We start from the raw sequence: 15,075 nt of genomic DNA, 5'->3' as shown, positions 1-15,075 counted from the left end.
AGCCCCGTGACCGACGCCCCGACCGATCCGCTCCACGCCGAGCTGCTGGCCCTCGCCCACGAGGCCGCCCGCCGCGCCGGCGAACTGCTGCGCGACGGCCGCCCGGCCGACCTCGCGGTCGCCGCCACCAAGTCCAGCCCGATCGACGTGGTCACCGAGATGGACATCGCGGCGGAGAAGCTGATCACCGGCCTGATCGCCGAGCGCCGCCCGGACGACGGCCTCCTCGGCGAGGAGGGCTCCTCCAGCGCCGGCACCAGCGGCGTGCGCTGGGTGATCGACCCCCTCGACGGCACCGTGAACTACCTCTACGGCCTGCCGACCTGGGCGGTGTCCATCGCCGCCGAGCAGGACGGCGAGACCGTCGCCGGGGTGGTCGCGGCGCCGATGCGCGGGGAGACGTACCACGCGGTGCGCGGCGGCGGGGCCTGGGCGACGGGGACCTGGGAGGGGGAGCGGGCGCTGTCCTGCCGCTCCGCCGCGCCGCTCGACCAGGCGCTGGTCTCCACCGGCTTCAACTACGTCGCCGAGGTCCGCGCCGAGCAGGCCGAGATCGCCCGGCGGCTGATCCCGCTGGTGCGCGACATCCGGCGCGGCGGCTCGGCCGCGATCGACCTGTGCGACGTGGCCGCCGGCCGGCTCGACGGCTACTTCGAGCGGGGGCTGCACCCCTGGGACCGCGCCGCGGGCGACCTGATCGCCCGGGAGGCCGGCGCGGTGACCGGCGGACGACCCGGCGAGCCCCCCTCCGGGGAGCTGGCCATCGCCGCCACCCCGGCCGTCTTCGCGCCGCTGCAGCGGCTCCTGGCGGACTTCGGCGCCTGACCGGCTCCCGCGGTGCCCCCGGCGACGACCGCGCGACGACCGCGCGACGAGGGCCCCGGCGCGCGGTCGTCGCCGGGGCCCTCGTCGCTCACGGGCCGGTCAGGCGTTGGTGGCCTCGACCTCCACGCCGTGCTCGGCAGCGAGGCGGCGCAGGTCGTCGAGTTCGCCCAGCTCCACGTCGACGAGGAAGTCGTCGCCCTCGTCGCGGGCCCGGGAGAGGTCGGACTCGGTCGTCTTTATGCGCTGCAGAAGTCCTGCGGTGAAAGCGTCCATGCTGCGCCCCCTCGTCCTGGGTCGTGGGTCGGTGGCACGGGGGTGTGCCAGGGGAAGGTGACGATCACGTCTTCGTGGGATGCCCCGCGCAGCCCCGCCGGGGGCGGCGACCGTGCCGGACACCCCCACCCGCTCCGCGGCGGCGGACCGCGTGCACCACGTGGTCATGCGGTACGGGCAGAGCGTGATCGTGGGGTGTAAACCCGTCCTCCCCCGCGTTCCTTCCCTGGAAACCTCACCCACACGAGAAAATTTCGTCCCCCCGGGCCCCCGGCCGCGACGGTCCGCCCCACCCCGCCGGGACGCCCGGCCTGGCCCGCCTTACCGCCGACTTATGGCCGAAAAGGGCAGGATGGACGCCGACACCCCACGCGTCCGCCCCCGCGCACGCCGCGACGGCGCCACGAGGGCGGCCCGGGGGAGACCCGAACCAGACACAGGAAGGACCAGCGACGTGCGCGTACTCGTCGTCGAGGACGAGCAACTGCTCGCCGATGCGGTGGCCACCGGACTGCGCCGGGAGGCCATGGCCGTCGACGTCGTGTACGACGGTGCGGCCGCCCTGGAGCGCATCGGCGTCAACGACTACGACGTGGTCGTCCTCGACCGCGACCTCCCCCTCGTGCACGGCGACGACGTCTGCCGCCGGATCGTGGAGCTGGGCATGCCGACCCGCGTGCTGATGCTCACGGCCTCCGGCGACGTCAGCGACCGGGTCGAGGGACTGGAGATCGGCGCCGACGACTACCTGCCCAAGCCCTTCGCCTTCAGCGAGCTGATCGCCCGCGTGCGCGCCCTGGGCCGGCGCACCAGCGTGCCGCTGCCGCCCGTCCTGGAGCGCGCCGGCATCAAGCTCGACCCCAACCGCCGCGAGGTCTTCCGCGACGGCCGGGAGGTGCAGCTCGCGCCGAAGGAGTTCGCCGTGCTGGAGGTCCTCATGCGCAGCGAGGGCGCCGTGGTCTCCGCCGAACAGCTCCTGGAGAAGGCGTGGGACGAGAACACCGACCCCTTCACCAACGTGGTCCGCGTCACCGTCATGACCCTGCGCCGCAAACTGGGCGAGCCCCCCGTCATCGTCACCGTCCCCGGCTCCGGTTACCGGATCTGATCCCCCATGGCGTCCACCCCCACACCGCCCCAGGCGCCGCCCAAGCCCACCTGGGACCCCCGCCCGGCCACCCCGCCGCCCTGGCTGCGCCCGACCATCCGGATACGGCTCACGCTGCTGTACGGGGGCATGTTCCTGATCGCCGGCATCCTGCTGCTGTCGATCATCTACCTGCTCGCCGCGCAGGCGCTGACCACCGGCAACGAGCCGTTGTTCAAGATCGTGGACGGCCAGGCGATCAAGGTCGCCAGCGACAAGTGCCCGGCGGTCAACAACGCCAGCAACCTGTCGCTGTCCGCCTTCAACGCGGCGATCAGCGAGTGCGTCGACCACCAGCGCCAGGTCGCCCTGGACACCCTGCTCAGCCGCTCCCTGCTGGCCCTGCTCGGGCTCGCCGTGATCGCCTTCGCCTTCGGCTACGCGATGGCCGGCCGGGTCCTGTCGCCGCTCGGCCGGATCACCCGCACCGCCCGCGCCGTGGCCGGCTCCGACCTCTCGCGCCGGATCGAGCTGGACGGCCCGGACGACGAGCTGAAGGAGCTGGCCGACACCTTCGACGACATGCTGGAGCGGCTGCAGCGGGCCTTCACCGCCCAGCAGCGCTTCGTCGGCAACGCCTCGCACGAACTGCGCACCCCGCTCGCCATCAACCGCACCCTCCTCGAAGTGCAGCTCTCCGACCCGAACGCCCCGGTGGAGCTCCAGCAACTCGGGAAGACGCTGCTGGCCACCAACGAACGCAGCGAACAGCTCGTCGAGGGGCTGCTGCTCCTCGCCCGCAGCGACAACCAGATCGTCGAGCGCAAGCCGGTGGACCTCGCCGAGGTGGCGGGCCAGGCCATCGACCAGGTGCACGGCGAGGCCGCGGAGAGGGGCGTGCGCATCGGCGGCAGCCGGGAGGCGGCGGTCGTCCAGGGCAACGGGGTCCTGCTGGAGCGGATCGCGCTGAACCTGGTGCAGAACGCCGTGCGCTACAACGTGCCCGAACAGGGCTGGGTGGAGGTCGACACCTCCGTCGAGAACGGCAACGCGGTCCTCGTCGTCAGCAACACCGGCCCGGTCGTGCCGGCGTACGAGATCGACAACCTCTTCGAGCCGTTCCGGCGGCTGCGCACCGAGCGCACGGGCAGCGACAAGGGGGTCGGACTCGGCCTGTCCATCGTCCGCTCGGTCGCGCGGGCGCACGGCGGCCACATCTACGCCCGGCCGCGTGAAGGTGGTGGACTCGTGATGCGTGTCACCCTGCCCCTCTGAGAACCTGGGCGCGGTAGGGTGCCGAATCTTCGAAATTGTTCGCTTCGAGCGGAATCCCCGGGGCGTCGGACCCGAGTTCACGTGTGTGATCGATCACAGTGTGTGCTTTCCGGTCATGCACGCTCGGTGACCGCATACCCCGTGGGGGAGTCGGGAAAATCCTGGTTTTCAGGGCTCCCGATCACGGGAAGTACAGGGTGAGACGCCTTTGTGGTGCGGCAATCGAACCGTGTACGGTCCCCATCGCCATCCCAGCCGATCACTCATGAGGGGTCCGGTTGGGTGTCGATTGAGTAACAGACCTTGATGTGAGGCAAAATCTCCGCCTCGGGTCGGGCACAAGCCCGGCCTCTCACGCGTTACGTGCGCTGGAGACACCCGCAGACACCCAGAGGGGGAGAGCGACCATGGCCACCGATTACGACACTCCACGCAAGACCGACGACGACGTCGACTCGGACAGCCTCGAAGAGCTGAAGGCCCGGCGGAACGACAAGTCCGCCTCGGCCGTCGACGTCGACGAGTTCGAGGCCGCAGAGGGCCTGGAACTTCCCGGCGCCGACCTCTCGAACGAGGAACTGGCGGTCCGTGTACTGCCGAAGCAGCAGGACGAGTTCACCTGCATGAGCTGCTTCCTGGTGCACCACCGCAGCCAGCTGGCCCGCGAGAAGAACGGCCAGCCGATCTGCCGCGACTGCGACTGAGGCGGGGTCGGCCGTGACCGGCTCGACCCCTCCCTGGAAGCGCCGCCCCTTCCTCCGCGAAGGAGCGGACCAAGGGCCGCCGGACGGCCCCCACAGCGCGCGTGACGACGAGCGAGGCCGCACCGATACGGGTACGGCCTCGCTCGAAGCTGTGAGCGGCCGGGGCGACCTCCCGGCCGGCCGGACACCGACGCCCGCTGCCCGGCGCCGGGCAGCGGCGTTCCGGGAGCGGGCGGGCGACGGCGCCCGCCGCGGTGTCCACCAGGCCAGGGCCGCCCTCGGGCGCCTCGCCGACCGGATCGTCGAACTGGCCCCGCGCGTGCCCGTACGCGACCTCGACACCCTGCGCGCCCACTTCCCCGGCCTCGGCCCGGAGGAGATCGCGGACCGGCTCGTGGCCGGCGCGGCCCGCGCCACCGCGACGGTCGGAGCGGGCGTCGGCGCCGCGGCGATGTTCCCCGTACCGCCCGCGATGCCCGCCGAACTGGCCGCCGAGATCACCGGCGTCGCCGCGATCGAGCTGAAGCTGATCGCCGAACTCCACGAGGTCTACGGCCTGCGTCCGCCCGGCACCCTCGCCCAGCGCAGCACCGCCTACCTCACCTGCTGGTCCGACGAACGCCGGATCGAGGTGACCAGACCCTCCACCGTCGCCGCCGCGATGAACGGCCCGATGAAACGGCAGCTCCGCCAGCAGATCATGAAACGCACCGTGCGGGACCTGCCCAACCTGATGCCGTTCCTGGTCGGCGCGGCCGTGGGCGCCGTCATGAACCGCCGGGACACCCGGAAGCTCGCCGCCCGCATCCGCGCGGACCTGCGCCAGGCCCAGGTGCCCTGGGACGCCCTCGGCGCCCTCCCGGGGCTGGAGACCCCGCCGGACGCCCTGGACGTCGACGCCCTCACCCACGACCCCCTGCGCCGCCCCGGCGGCCCCGCCCGGCCCTGAGCGGCACGGCGGGCCCGGGAGGCGCCCGGAAGGTCCTAGACGGCCGCCTGGGCCGCCCGCAGCGCCTCCACCAGCCGCTCCGGCTCCCGCGTCGACAGGTACAGGTACGGCGTCGGGTCCGCGGGGTCGGTCACCGGCACCCGCACGGCCGTCGGGATGTAGGCCCGCAGCAGCAGGAAGGCGCGCGTGTCCGCCTTGTGCGTGCGCCAGGCGCGGGCCTCCTCCGCGTCGAGGACCTCCGCCTCGCCCAGGGCCGTCACCGGCACCTTCGCCTCACCGGCGATCAGCGCGCCGCCCACGACGCGGATGCGCACCGCGCCGTACGAGCTGGCGGCCACCGCGGCCACCGCCGTGCCCCCGGCCAGTCCGCCCAGCATGGGCAGCTTGCCGAGCGGCGTCAGGATCAGCGCGAACGCGAACCCCACGAGGCCGCAGACGAGCCACCAGGAGCGGGGCGCGGTGAGACGTTCTTCGTACGGGACGGCGGAGAGCTGCATGGAACCAGCTTGGCAGGTATCCGCGTTCGCCCGACGCGCGGGTAAGGTCTGCGCCTGTGAGTGGTACTTCCCCGGTTCTTCAGCCCCCCGCCGACGCCGTGCCCCCCGTACGGCACCCCGACGCCCCCGCCCCCGGCGAACCGCTCGGCTCCCACTACGCCGAGTGCTTCGGCTGCGGCGACGGCCTGCCGCACGGACTGCGCCTGGAGGCCCGCGCCGGCGAGGGCGTCTCGGTCACCGCCGAGTTCACCGTCCGCCCCGCCCACCAGGGTGCCCCGGGACTGGCGCACGGCGGCGTCCTCGCCACCGCGCTCGACGAGACCCTCGGCTCGCTGAACTGGCTGCTGCACACCATCGCCGTGACCGGCCGGCTGGAGACCGACTTCCAGCGGCCCGTGCCCGTCGGCACCACCCTCCACCTGGCCGCCGAGGTCACCGCCGTCTCGGGCCGGAAGATCTACTCCACCGCCGTCGGCCGCATCGGCGGCCCCGACGGCCCCGTCGCCGTCCGTGCCGACGCCCTCTTCGTCGAGGTCAAGGTCGACCACTTCGTCGAGCACGGCCGCGAGGAGGAGATCCGCGCCGTGCTGGACGATCCCGACCAGGTCCGCCGGGCCCGCGCCTTCGAGGTGAACCCGTGAGCCTCGAGGTCCTGATCCGCCGCGTCGACCCCGACGTACCGCTTCCGTCGTACGCCCGCCCCGGCGACGCCGGGGCCGACCTGAGCACCACCGTCGCCTGCGCGCTGGCACCCGGGGAACGGGCCGTGCTGCCCACGGGCGTGTCTGTCGCGCTCCCGGAGGGGTACGCGGCCTTCGTGCACCCGCGATCCGGACTGGCCGCCCGCTGCGGTGTCGCCCTCGTGAATGCCCCGGGGACGATTGATGCCGGGTACCGTGGGGAGATCAAGGTGATCGTGGTGAATCTCGATCCGCGCGAGACGGTGCGGTTCGAGCGCTTCGACCGGATTGCCCAACTGGTCGTCCAGCAGGTCGAGAGGGTCCGCTTCCGCCAGGTCGCGGAGCTTCCCGGATCGGCGCGGGCCGAAGGGGGCTTCGGGTCCACCGGCGGCCACGCCGGGACGGACCCTGCGAGCGGCACAAGCGGTCAGGTCGCCGACGGCGGCCCGACGGGTGGGAATCGATACGCTTCGGTCGTATCCGACCGGGAAGGACAGTGACGTGTTCGGACGTCGCAAGAAGAAGGGTGCCGCCGACGACGCGGCCGGCGAGGCCGAGCAGGTCGTCGACAGCATCGACACCCAGGCGGACGACAGCGGGACCGAGCGGGTGCGGCTCGAACCCGAACCGCGCCCCGACGGGCCCTGGGACAGCTCCGAGGTACGCGACCCGGCCGAGGGCCGGGTGGACCTGGGCGGCCTCTTCGTCCCCGGGGTCGACGGCATGGAACTGCGCGTGGAGGTCGCCGGCGACGCGATCGTCGCGGCCACCGTCGTCCTGCACGACAGCGCCATCCAGCTCCAGGGCTTCGCCGCCCCCAAGCGCGAGGGCATCTGGGGCGAGGTGCGCGAGGAGATCGGCTCCGGCATCACCCAGCAGGGCGGCATCGTCGACGAGGTCGAGGGCCCCCTCGGCTGGGAGCTGCGGGCCCAGGTGCCCGTGCAGCTCCCGGACGGCACCGGCGGCTTCCAGGTCGTGCGGTTCGTCGGCGTGGACGGCCCCCGCTGGTTCCTGCGCGGGGTGATCTCCGGCCAGGGCGCCGTGCAGCCGCAGGCCGCCGGACTGCTGGAGCAGATCTTCCGGGACACCGTGGTGGTGCGCGGCGACGGCCCCATGGCCCCCCGCGACCCCATCGTCCTCAAGCTGCCGAACGACGCGCAGATGGTCCCCGAGGGCGTTCAGCAGGAGGAGGGCTCCCGCTTCTCCGGCGGCATGGGCCAGCTCCAGCGCGGCCCGGAGATCACCGAGGTCCGCTAGAGACCCACCGACCCTCCACCGCGCGCCGGGTGCGCGCGGGGCCGGGGCCGCGTCCCGCGTCCGGGACGCGGCCCCGGCCCGGTCCGGGCGCGCGCAGGCGTTGAACACCGGGTGCGCGCTGGCCATACTGGCGCCCGGACCCGGGGGAGGATCATGAGCGGCCAGGTCGCCACGAAGGCCATGGTGCGCGTCGCGGACGTGCACAAGTCGTACGGCCGCGGGGACGCCGCGGTGCACGCCCTGCGCGGTGTCTCCTTCGAGGTGCCGCACGGCGAGCTGGTCGCCCTCAAGGGGCGCTCCGGCTCCGGCAAGACCACCCTGCTCAACATCGTGGGCGGCCTGGACGCCCCGGACGCCGGACGCGTCGAGGTCGACGGCGCCGACCTCGCGCGGCTCGACGAGGACGGGCTCCTCGCGCTGCGCCGGGACCGGGTCGGCTTCGTCTTCCAGTCCTTCGGGCTCCTGCCGGTCCTGACCGCCGCCGAGAACGTCGGCGTGCCGATGCGGCTGCGCCGGACCCCGCCCCGGGAGCGCGAGGAACGCGTCGCCCTGCTGCTCTCCCTGGTCGGCCTCGCCGACCACGCCGCCCAGCGGCCCGGCGAACTGTCCGGCGGACAGCAGCAGCGCGTCGCCGTCGCCCGCGCCCTCGCCAACGAGCCGGCACTGCTCATCGCCGACGAGCCCACCGGGCAACTGGACGCGGAGACCGGCCGCGCCGTGATGGAACTGCTGCGGGCCGTCGTCCGCAGCGAGGGCCTCACCGCCCTCGTCGCCACCCACGACGCCACCCTGCTCGGCCTCGCCGACCGGGTGCTGGAACTGCGGGACGGCACGATCACCGAGGGGTGAGGGCCCGCCCTCTCGGGAGTCCTCGGTCCACCACCTCGGACCGGCCCACCGGGTCAGCGCGCGGCCTTCGCCGTGCGGCCGGCGTGCGAGGCGCGCCAGGCGGGTGCGCCAGGCGCGCGTCAGGGGCGCGTCAAGGGAACCGGCCCCGGCGCCCCGGCCCCGGCCGGGTTTGTCATGATGCCCCGGCGCGAGGGGCGCGGGGCCGGCGCTGCGCGGGAGGCGCCGACCGGAAGACAATGGGGCCATGGGACGCGGCAAGCTACGGATCTACCTCGGCGCGGCGCCGGGCGTGGGCAAGACCTACGCCATGCTGGCCGAGGCGCACCGCCGCGTCGAGCGCGGCACCGACTGCGTCGTCGCGTACGTCGAGCACTACGGCCGCCCCCGCACCGAGGTGCTGCTGCACGGGCTGGAGCAGATACCGCGCCGGGAGCTGGAGTACCGCGGCACCGCCTTCACCGAGATGGACCTCGACGCGGTCCTCGCCCGCCACCCCAGGGTCGCCCTCGTCGACGAACTGGCCCACACCAACGTCCCCGGCACCCGCAACGGCAAGCGCTGGCAGGACGTCGAGGAACTCCTCGCCGCCGGCATCGACGTGATCTCCACCGTCAACATCCAGCACCTGGAGTCCCTCGGCGACGTCGTCGAGTCGATCACCGGCGTGCGCCAGCAGGAGACGGTGCCCGACGAGGTGGTCCGCCGCGCCGACCAGATCGAACTGGTCGACATGTCGCCGCAGGCCCTGCGCCGCCGCATGGCGCACGGCAACATCTACCAGCCGGACAAGGTCGACGCCGCCCTCTCCAACTACTTCCGCCCCGGCAACCTCACCGCCCTGCGCGAACTGGCCCTGCTGTGGGTCGCCGACCGCGTCGACGAGTACCTCCAGCAGTACCGCAGCGAGCACCGTGTCTCCCGGATCTGGGGCTCGCGCGAACGGATCGTGGTCGGGCTGACCGGCGGACCCGAGGGCCGTACCCTGATCCGCCGGGCCGCGCGCCTGGCCGAGAAGGGCGCCGGCGGCGAGGTGCTGGCCGTCTACATCGCCCGCGGCGACGGGCTGACCTCCGCCTCGCCGAAGGAACTCGCGGTCCAGCGGACCCTGGTCGAGGACCTCGGCGGCACCTTCCACCACGTGCTCGGCGACGACATCCCCGTGGCCCTGCTGGACTTCGCCCGCGGGGTCAACGCCACCCAGATCGTGCTGGGCTCCTCGCGCCGCAAGTCCTGGCAGTACGTCTTCGGCCCCGGCGTCGGCGCCACCGTCGCCCGCGAGTCCGGACCCGACCTCGACGTCCACATCGTCACCCACGAGGAGGTCGCCAAGGGCCGCGGGCTGCCCGTCGCCCGGGGCGCCCGGCTCGGCCGCTCCCGGATCGTGTGGGGCTGGGTCGCCGGCCTCGCCGGCCCGCTCGCGCTGACCCCGCTGCTGGCCACCGTCCAGCTCGGCCTCGCCAACGACGTCCTGTTCTACCTGGCGCTCACCGTCGCCGCGGCCCTGCTCGGCGGACTCTTCCCGGCGCTCGCCTCGGCTGCGGTCGGCTCCCTGCTGCTGAACTGGTTCTTCACGCCCCCGGTCAACCGCATCACCATCGCCGACCCGCGCAACTTCCTCGCCCTCGCGATATTCGTCGGCGTCGCCCTCTCCGTCGCCTCGGTCGTCGACCTCGCCGCCCGCCGCACCCACCAGGCGGCCCGGCTGCGCGCCGAGTCGGAGATCCTGTCCTTCCTGGCGGGCAACGTCCTGCGCGGCGAGACCAGCCTGGAGGCCCTGCTCGAACGGGTCCGCGAGACCTTCGGCATGGAGTCGGCCGCCCTGCTGGAACGCGCCGGCGACCTGGAACCCTGGACATGCGCGGGCCGCGCCGGACTCGGACTGCCCGTGGAACGCCCCGAGGACGCCGACGTGGACATGCCCGTCGGGGACCACATGGCGCTCGCGCTGACCGGCCGGGTGCTGCCCGCCGAGGACCGCCGGGTGCTCGCCGCCTTCGCCGCCCAGGCCGTCGTCGTCCTGGACCGGCGCAGGCTGCGCGAGGAGGCCGACCGGGCCCGCGCCATGGCCGAGGGCAACCGCATCCGCACCGCGCTGCTGGCCGCCGTCAGCCACGACCTGCGCACACCGCTGGCCGGGATCAAGGCCGCGGTCACCGGCCTGCGCTCCGACGACGTCGCCTGGTCCGAGGAGGACCGCGCCGAACTGCTGGAGGGCATCGAGAACGGCGCCGACCGCCTCGACCACCTCGTCGGCAACCTGCTGGACATGTCCCGCCTCCAGACCGGCACCGTCACCCCGCTGATCCGCGAGATCGACGTGGACGAGGTGGTGCCCATGGCGCTCGGCGGCGTCCCCGACGGCACCGTCGACCTGGACATCCCCGAGACGCTGCCCATGGTCGCCGTCGACGCCGGGCTGCTGGAGCGCGCCATGGCCAACCTGGTGGAGAACGCGGTCAAGTACAGCCCCGGGGGCAGCCACGTCGTGGTCGCCGCCAGCGCCCTCGCCGACCGCGTCGAGGTGCGCGTCGTCGACCGGGGGCCGGGTGTGCCGGACGACGCGAAGGACCGTATCTTCGAGCCGTTCCAGCGTTACGGGGACGCCCCCCGCGGCGCCGGCGTCGGGCTCGGCCTGGCCGTCGCCCGGGGCTTCACCGAGGCCATGGGCGGCACCCTGAACGCCGAGGACACCCCGGGCGGCGGCCTCACCATGGTCCTCACCCTCCGCGCGGCCGGCTCCGCCCCGCGCCCGGCCCCCGACACCGCGCCCGGCCCCGGCCCCGGCACGGGCGCTCCCGGCCCGGCGCCCCGGCCCGCGCGCCCCGCGACAGCAGAAAGGCAGGTCCCATGAGCCCGACCGGGGGCAACCCCCAGGCACAGGCCCCCACGAGGGTCCTGGTGGTCGACGACGAGCCGCAGATCGTGCGCGCCCTGGTGATCAACCTCAAGGCACGCCACTACGAGGTCGACGCCGCCCACGACGGCGCCACCGCCCTGCGCCTCGCCGCCACCCGCCACCCCGACGTCGTCGTGCTCGACCTCGGCCTGCCCGACATGGACGGCGTCGAGGTGATCAGGGGCCTGCGCGGCTGGAGCCGGGTGCCGATCCTGGTGCTCTCCGCCCGGCACTCCTCCGACGAGAAGGTGCAGGCCCTGGACGCCGGCGCCGACGACTACGTCACCAAGCCCTTCGGCATGGACGAACTGCTGGCCCGGCTGCGCGCCGCCGTCCGCCGCGCCGAACCGGTGCCGGGCGGCGACGAGGTCCTGGTCGAGACCGCCGACTTCACCGTCGACCTCGCCGCCAAGAAGGTCCACCGCGGCGGCAAGGACGTCCGCCTGACCCCCACCGAGTGGCACCTGCTGGAGGTCCTGGTGCGCAACAGCGGCCGCCTGGTCAGCCAGAAGCAGCTCCTGCGCGAGGTCTGGGGCCCCTCGTACGGGACCGAGACCAACTACCTGCGGGTCTACATGGCACAACTGCGCCGCAAGCTGGAGGCCGACCCCGCGCACCCGCGCCACTTCATCACCGAACCGGGCATGGGCTACCGGTTCGAACGGTGAGCCGGACGGCCCTCTTCCGGGGGACTGCGTGCCCGTCACCGCTCCCCGGTACGCTTCACTCATGAGTGCTGTTCCCCGTTCCGGCAAGGCGGCGGGCCGGTTGCGGCGCATGTTCGACCGGCTCTCCTCGTCGAGGGAGGACCTGGAGTCCGAGGAGCTGCGGGAGGACACCGAGACCACCGGCTGCATAGCCATCGAGGACTGCCAGGACCGGCAGATCGTCACGGTAACTGGTACGTTGCGCACGGTCACCCTGCGACCGCGTGCGGGCGTCCCGGCCCTGGAGGCCGAGCTGTTCGACGGCACCGCCGCCCTGGACGTGGTGTGGCTGGGCCGGCGCTCCATCCTCGGCGTCGAACCAGGGCGCAAGCTCATCGCATCGGGACGGATCTCCATGAGCCGGGGCCGCCGGGTGCTCTTCAACCCGAAATACGAACTGAGACCCCTCGGACGGGAGTAGCCGGTGACGTCGCTCGACAAGCCGACCGACCAGACATCTGCGGACGAGGCACGGACGGTGACCGAGGCTGCCCTGTTCGACGCGTTCGGCGGCGTGCGGGGCATGGTCGAGACGGTGCTGCCGGGCCTCCTCTTCGTCACGATCTTCACGATCGGCAACGATCTGCGCCTGTCGGCCCTGGCCGCACTGGGCGTCTCGGTCGTGCTGCTCGTGGTCCGCCTCGCCCGCAAGGACACCGTCAAGCACGCCTTCAGCGGGGTCTTCGGCGTCGGCTTCGGCGTGGTCTTCGCGATGATGACCGGCAACGCCAAGAACTTCTACCTGCCCGGCCTGCTCTACACGCTGGGGCTGGCGCTCGCCTACCTCGTCACGGCGCTGGCCGGGGTGCCGCTGCTCGGCCTGATCCTCGGACCGGTGTTCAAGGAGAACCTCTCCTGGCGCACCCGCAACCCGGGTCGCAAGAAGGCGTACACCAGGGCGAGCTACGCGTGGGGACTGATCCTCCTCGCCAAGTGCGCGATCCTCTTCCCGCTCTACCTGTGGGCGGACCCCACCCGGTTCGGCTGGGTCCTGGTCGCCCTCAAGATCCCGCCCTTCCTGCTCGCCGTCTGGCTGACCTGGGTCTTCCTGGCGAAGGCGCCGGCGCCCATCGACGTGTTCGCGGAGATGGAGGCGGCTGAGCGGGCCGAACGGGAACGGACCGCCGAGCCCGCGGCCGGACGCGCCGCCGAACACGGGCGGGCGGAGCCCGAGTGGGCGGGACACCGCCCGGCGGACGGCCTGGCCGGCGAGGCGACGGCCCCCGTCGCCGACCCCGCGCCGCACGGCTCCCCGCTGGGTGACCGCGGCGCGGCGGACGGCCACGGCGGACGGCACCGCCGGGGCTGAGCGGAGGCACGGCCCCGCGGAGGGACGCCCCGGCAAGGCGTGGGTCCGCACACGAGGGGGCGCCCGGAGAAGATCTCCGGGCGCCCCCTCGCGTACCGTCGGCGGCGGCCGTACCGGACGTCACGGCCGCCGCTGCGGACCGCCTCGCCTCAGCGCGGCGTCCGCCGCGCCGACAGCAGGTCCTCCAACTGCTCCTCCCGGGCCTGCGCCGCGACGAACAGCAACTCGTCGCCCGGCTCCAGGGAGTCCTCGTGGGACGGGGTCAGCACCCGGTTGCCCCGGATGATGGTGACCAGCGAGGTGTCCTCCGGCCACTGGACGTCCCCGACCCGGGTGCCGGCCAGCGCCGACTCCTCCGGCAGGGTCAGCTCGACCAGGTTGGCGTCGCCGTGGCTGAAGCGCAGCAGCCGGACCAGGTCGCCGACGCTCACCGCCTCCTCGACCAGGGCCGACATCAGCCGCGGGGTGGAGACGGCGACGTCCACGCCCCACGACTCGTTGAACAGCCACTCGTTCTTCGGGTTGTTCACCCGGGCGACGACGCGCGGGACGCCGTACTCCGTCTTGGCCAGCAGGGCGACGACCAGGTTGACCTTGTCGTCGCCCGTCGCCGCGATGACGACGTTGCAGCGCTGGAGCGCCGCCTCGTCCAGGGACGTGATCTCGCACGCGTCGGCGAGCAGCCACTCCGCCATCGGCACGCGCTCGACCGAGATGGCCGTCGGCGCCTTGTCGATCAGCAGGATCTCGTGCCCGTTCTCCAGCAACTCGCCCGCGATCGAACGGCCGACCGCGCCGGCTCCGGCAATGGCGACCCTCATCAGTGACCGGCCTCCTCGTCGGGACCCTCGGCGAACGCCGCCTCGACCTTGTCGACCTCGTCGGTGCGCATCATCACGTGCACCAGGTCGCCCTCCTGCAGCACCGTCTGCGAGCTGGGCAGGATCGCCTCGCCCAACCGGGTGAGGAAGGCCACCCGCACACCGGTCTCCTCCTGGAGCCGGCTGATCTTGTGTCCGATCCAGGACGCCGAGGTGTGCACCTCGGCGAGCTGCACCCCGCCGGTGGGGTCGCGCCACAGCGGCTCCGCCCCCGAGGGGAGCAGCCGGCGCAGCATCTGGTCCGCCGTCCAGCGGACGGTGGCCACGGTGGGGATGCCGAGCCGCTGGTAGACCTCGGCGCGGCGGGGGTCGTAGATCCGGGCGGCGACGTTCTCCACGGCGAACATCTCGCGCGCCACCCGGGCCGCGATGATGTTCGAGTTGTCGCCGCTGGAGACGGCGGCGAAGGCGCCCGCGTCCTCGATGCCCGCCTCGCGCAGGGTGTCCTGGTCGAAGCCGATGCCGGTGACCCGGCGCCCGCCGAAGGCCGAGCCGAGCCGGCGGAAGGCGGTGGGGTCCTGGTCGATCACGGCGACCGTGTGGCCCTGCCCCTCCAGGGTCTGGGCGAGAGCGGAGCCCACACGCCCGCAGCCCATGATGACAATATGCATCGCCTCACACCGCGCTTTCCACGGGCCTGCTGACCTCTGCTGACGTCGTGCTCATGTCTCTCTTTCGGCTCGCCTGGCGACACGTCGCGGCCAGCGTGCGGGGCCGCAGGGGACATCATGCCGGTGGGCACCCACGGTGCCGCCGCTCGGGGGCCCGGCAAGCCGGGTTCCCCCGCCCCGGCCCAACGTACCCGCCGTGCCGCGCGGCGCCCCCGGACGTCCCGCGCGGGCCGCCGTCGCCGCCCGGCTCACCCCCCGGCGGACGACCGGCGGCC

Annotated in this window: 17 protein-coding genes; 13 read left to right on the top strand and 4 right to left on the bottom strand. The window is 73.5% G+C overall.

Going from position 1 to position 15,075, the window contains the following annotated elements; genetic code table 11:
- The first annotated feature begins 6 nt into the window (after positions 1 to 6).
- A complete protein-coding gene (locus VM636_RS07465) occupies positions 7 to 825 on the top strand; it encodes an inositol monophosphatase family protein (RefSeq protein WP_030422546.1) in 819 nt (272 codons plus the stop codon).
- Positions 826 to 924: 99 nt separating this feature from the next.
- Here VM636_RS07465 and VM636_RS07460 read toward each other — a convergent pair whose 3' ends face one another.
- Positions 925 to 1,098, bottom strand: coding sequence for a hypothetical protein (locus tag VM636_RS07460; RefSeq protein WP_199809444.1), 174 nt, complete (start codon positions 1,096 to 1,098; stop codon positions 925 to 927).
- A 454-nt stretch (positions 1,099 to 1,552) separates the two neighbouring features.
- Between VM636_RS07460 and VM636_RS07455 the strand changes: the two genes are divergently transcribed.
- The 4 genes from VM636_RS07455 to VM636_RS07440 all read left to right on the top strand — a co-directional run bounded on the left by VM636_RS07455 (position 1,553) and on the right by VM636_RS07440 (position 5,113).
- Positions 1,553 to 2,206, top strand: a complete 654-nt coding sequence (locus VM636_RS07455) for a response regulator transcription factor (protein WP_004982445.1) — start codon at positions 1,553 to 1,555, stop codon at positions 2,204 to 2,206.
- 6 nt (positions 2,207 to 2,212) lie between these two features.
- Entirely contained in the window at positions 2,213 to 3,460 is a 1,248-nt protein-coding gene (locus VM636_RS07450) for a HAMP domain-containing sensor histidine kinase (RefSeq protein WP_030422545.1), read from the top strand.
- Between the two features lie 407 nt (positions 3,461 to 3,867).
- Complete coding sequence (locus tag VM636_RS07445) at positions 3,868 to 4,164, top strand: DUF4193 domain-containing protein (protein WP_003993510.1); 297 nt, start codon at positions 3,868 to 3,870, stop codon at positions 4,162 to 4,164.
- Between the two features lie 13 nt (positions 4,165 to 4,177).
- On the top strand, positions 4,178 to 5,113 hold the full coding sequence (locus VM636_RS07440) for a hypothetical protein (protein ID WP_030422544.1): 936 nt from the start codon (positions 4,178 to 4,180) through the stop codon (positions 5,111 to 5,113).
- 35 nt (positions 5,114 to 5,148) lie between these two features.
- On the opposite strand, the gene VM636_RS07435 is transcribed toward VM636_RS07440, so the two are convergent.
- Positions 5,149 to 5,610, bottom strand: coding sequence for a DUF3093 domain-containing protein (locus tag VM636_RS07435; protein ID WP_030422543.1), 462 nt, complete (start codon positions 5,608 to 5,610; stop codon positions 5,149 to 5,151).
- 56 nt (positions 5,611 to 5,666) lie between these two features.
- Between VM636_RS07435 and VM636_RS07430 the strand changes: the two genes are divergently transcribed.
- From VM636_RS07430 to VM636_RS07395, 8 genes are all read left to right on the top strand, one after another.
- A complete protein-coding gene (locus VM636_RS07430; protein ID WP_030422542.1) occupies positions 5,667 to 6,251 on the top strand; it encodes a PaaI family thioesterase in 585 nt (194 codons plus the stop codon).
- Entirely contained in the window at positions 6,248 to 6,790 is a 543-nt protein-coding gene (gene dut / locus VM636_RS07425; protein WP_030422541.1) for a dUTP diphosphatase, read from the top strand. The genes VM636_RS07430 and dut overlap by 4 nt, the downstream gene beginning before the upstream one ends.
- A gap of 1 nt (position 6,791) precedes the next feature.
- Positions 6,792 to 7,547, top strand: a complete 756-nt coding sequence (locus VM636_RS07420) for a DUF3710 domain-containing protein (RefSeq protein WP_030422540.1) — start codon at positions 6,792 to 6,794, stop codon at positions 7,545 to 7,547.
- A 153-nt stretch (positions 7,548 to 7,700) separates the two neighbouring features.
- Entirely contained in the window at positions 7,701 to 8,396 is a 696-nt protein-coding gene (locus VM636_RS07415) for an ABC transporter ATP-binding protein (RefSeq protein ID WP_053914416.1), read from the top strand.
- A gap of 244 nt (positions 8,397 to 8,640) precedes the next feature.
- Positions 8,641 to 11,247, top strand: coding sequence for a sensor histidine kinase KdpD (locus VM636_RS07410; RefSeq protein ID WP_051821524.1), 2,607 nt, complete (start codon positions 8,641 to 8,643; stop codon positions 11,245 to 11,247).
- Positions 11,244 to 11,960, top strand: coding sequence for a response regulator (locus VM636_RS07405; protein WP_051821523.1), 717 nt, complete (start codon positions 11,244 to 11,246; stop codon positions 11,958 to 11,960). The genes VM636_RS07410 and VM636_RS07405 overlap by 4 nt, the downstream gene beginning before the upstream one ends.
- Positions 11,961 to 12,021: 61 nt before the next feature.
- The gene (locus tag VM636_RS07400) at positions 12,022 to 12,420 is read left to right on the top strand and encodes an OB-fold nucleic acid binding domain-containing protein (RefSeq protein WP_078856198.1); all 399 of its coding nucleotides are present in this window, start codon (positions 12,022 to 12,024) and stop codon (positions 12,418 to 12,420) included.
- 3 nt (positions 12,421 to 12,423) lie between these two features.
- Entirely contained in the window at positions 12,424 to 13,308 is an 885-nt protein-coding gene (locus tag VM636_RS07395; protein ID WP_053914417.1) for a DUF3159 domain-containing protein, read from the top strand.
- A gap of 149 nt (positions 13,309 to 13,457) precedes the next feature.
- Here the strand turns inward: VM636_RS07395 and VM636_RS07390 are convergent, their stop codons facing one another.
- Positions 13,458 to 14,129 carry a TrkA family potassium uptake protein gene (locus VM636_RS07390; protein WP_030422534.1) on the bottom strand — a complete coding sequence of 224 codons (672 nt, stop codon included), beginning with the start codon at positions 14,127 to 14,129 and terminating at the stop codon, positions 13,458 to 13,460.
- Entirely contained in the window at positions 14,129 to 14,800 is a 672-nt protein-coding gene (locus VM636_RS07385; protein ID WP_030422533.1) for a TrkA family potassium uptake protein, read from the bottom strand. Before VM636_RS07385 ends, VM636_RS07390 begins: the two co-directional genes overlap by 1 nt.
- Between the last annotated feature and the right edge of the window lie 275 nt (positions 14,801 to 15,075).

The sequence above is a fragment of the Streptomyces sp. SCSIO 75703 genome, assembly GCF_036607905.1.
Taxonomy (GTDB): domain Bacteria; phylum Actinomycetota; class Actinomycetes; order Streptomycetales; family Streptomycetaceae; genus Streptomyces.
This window is presented reverse-complemented; position numbering and strand designations above follow the sequence as displayed.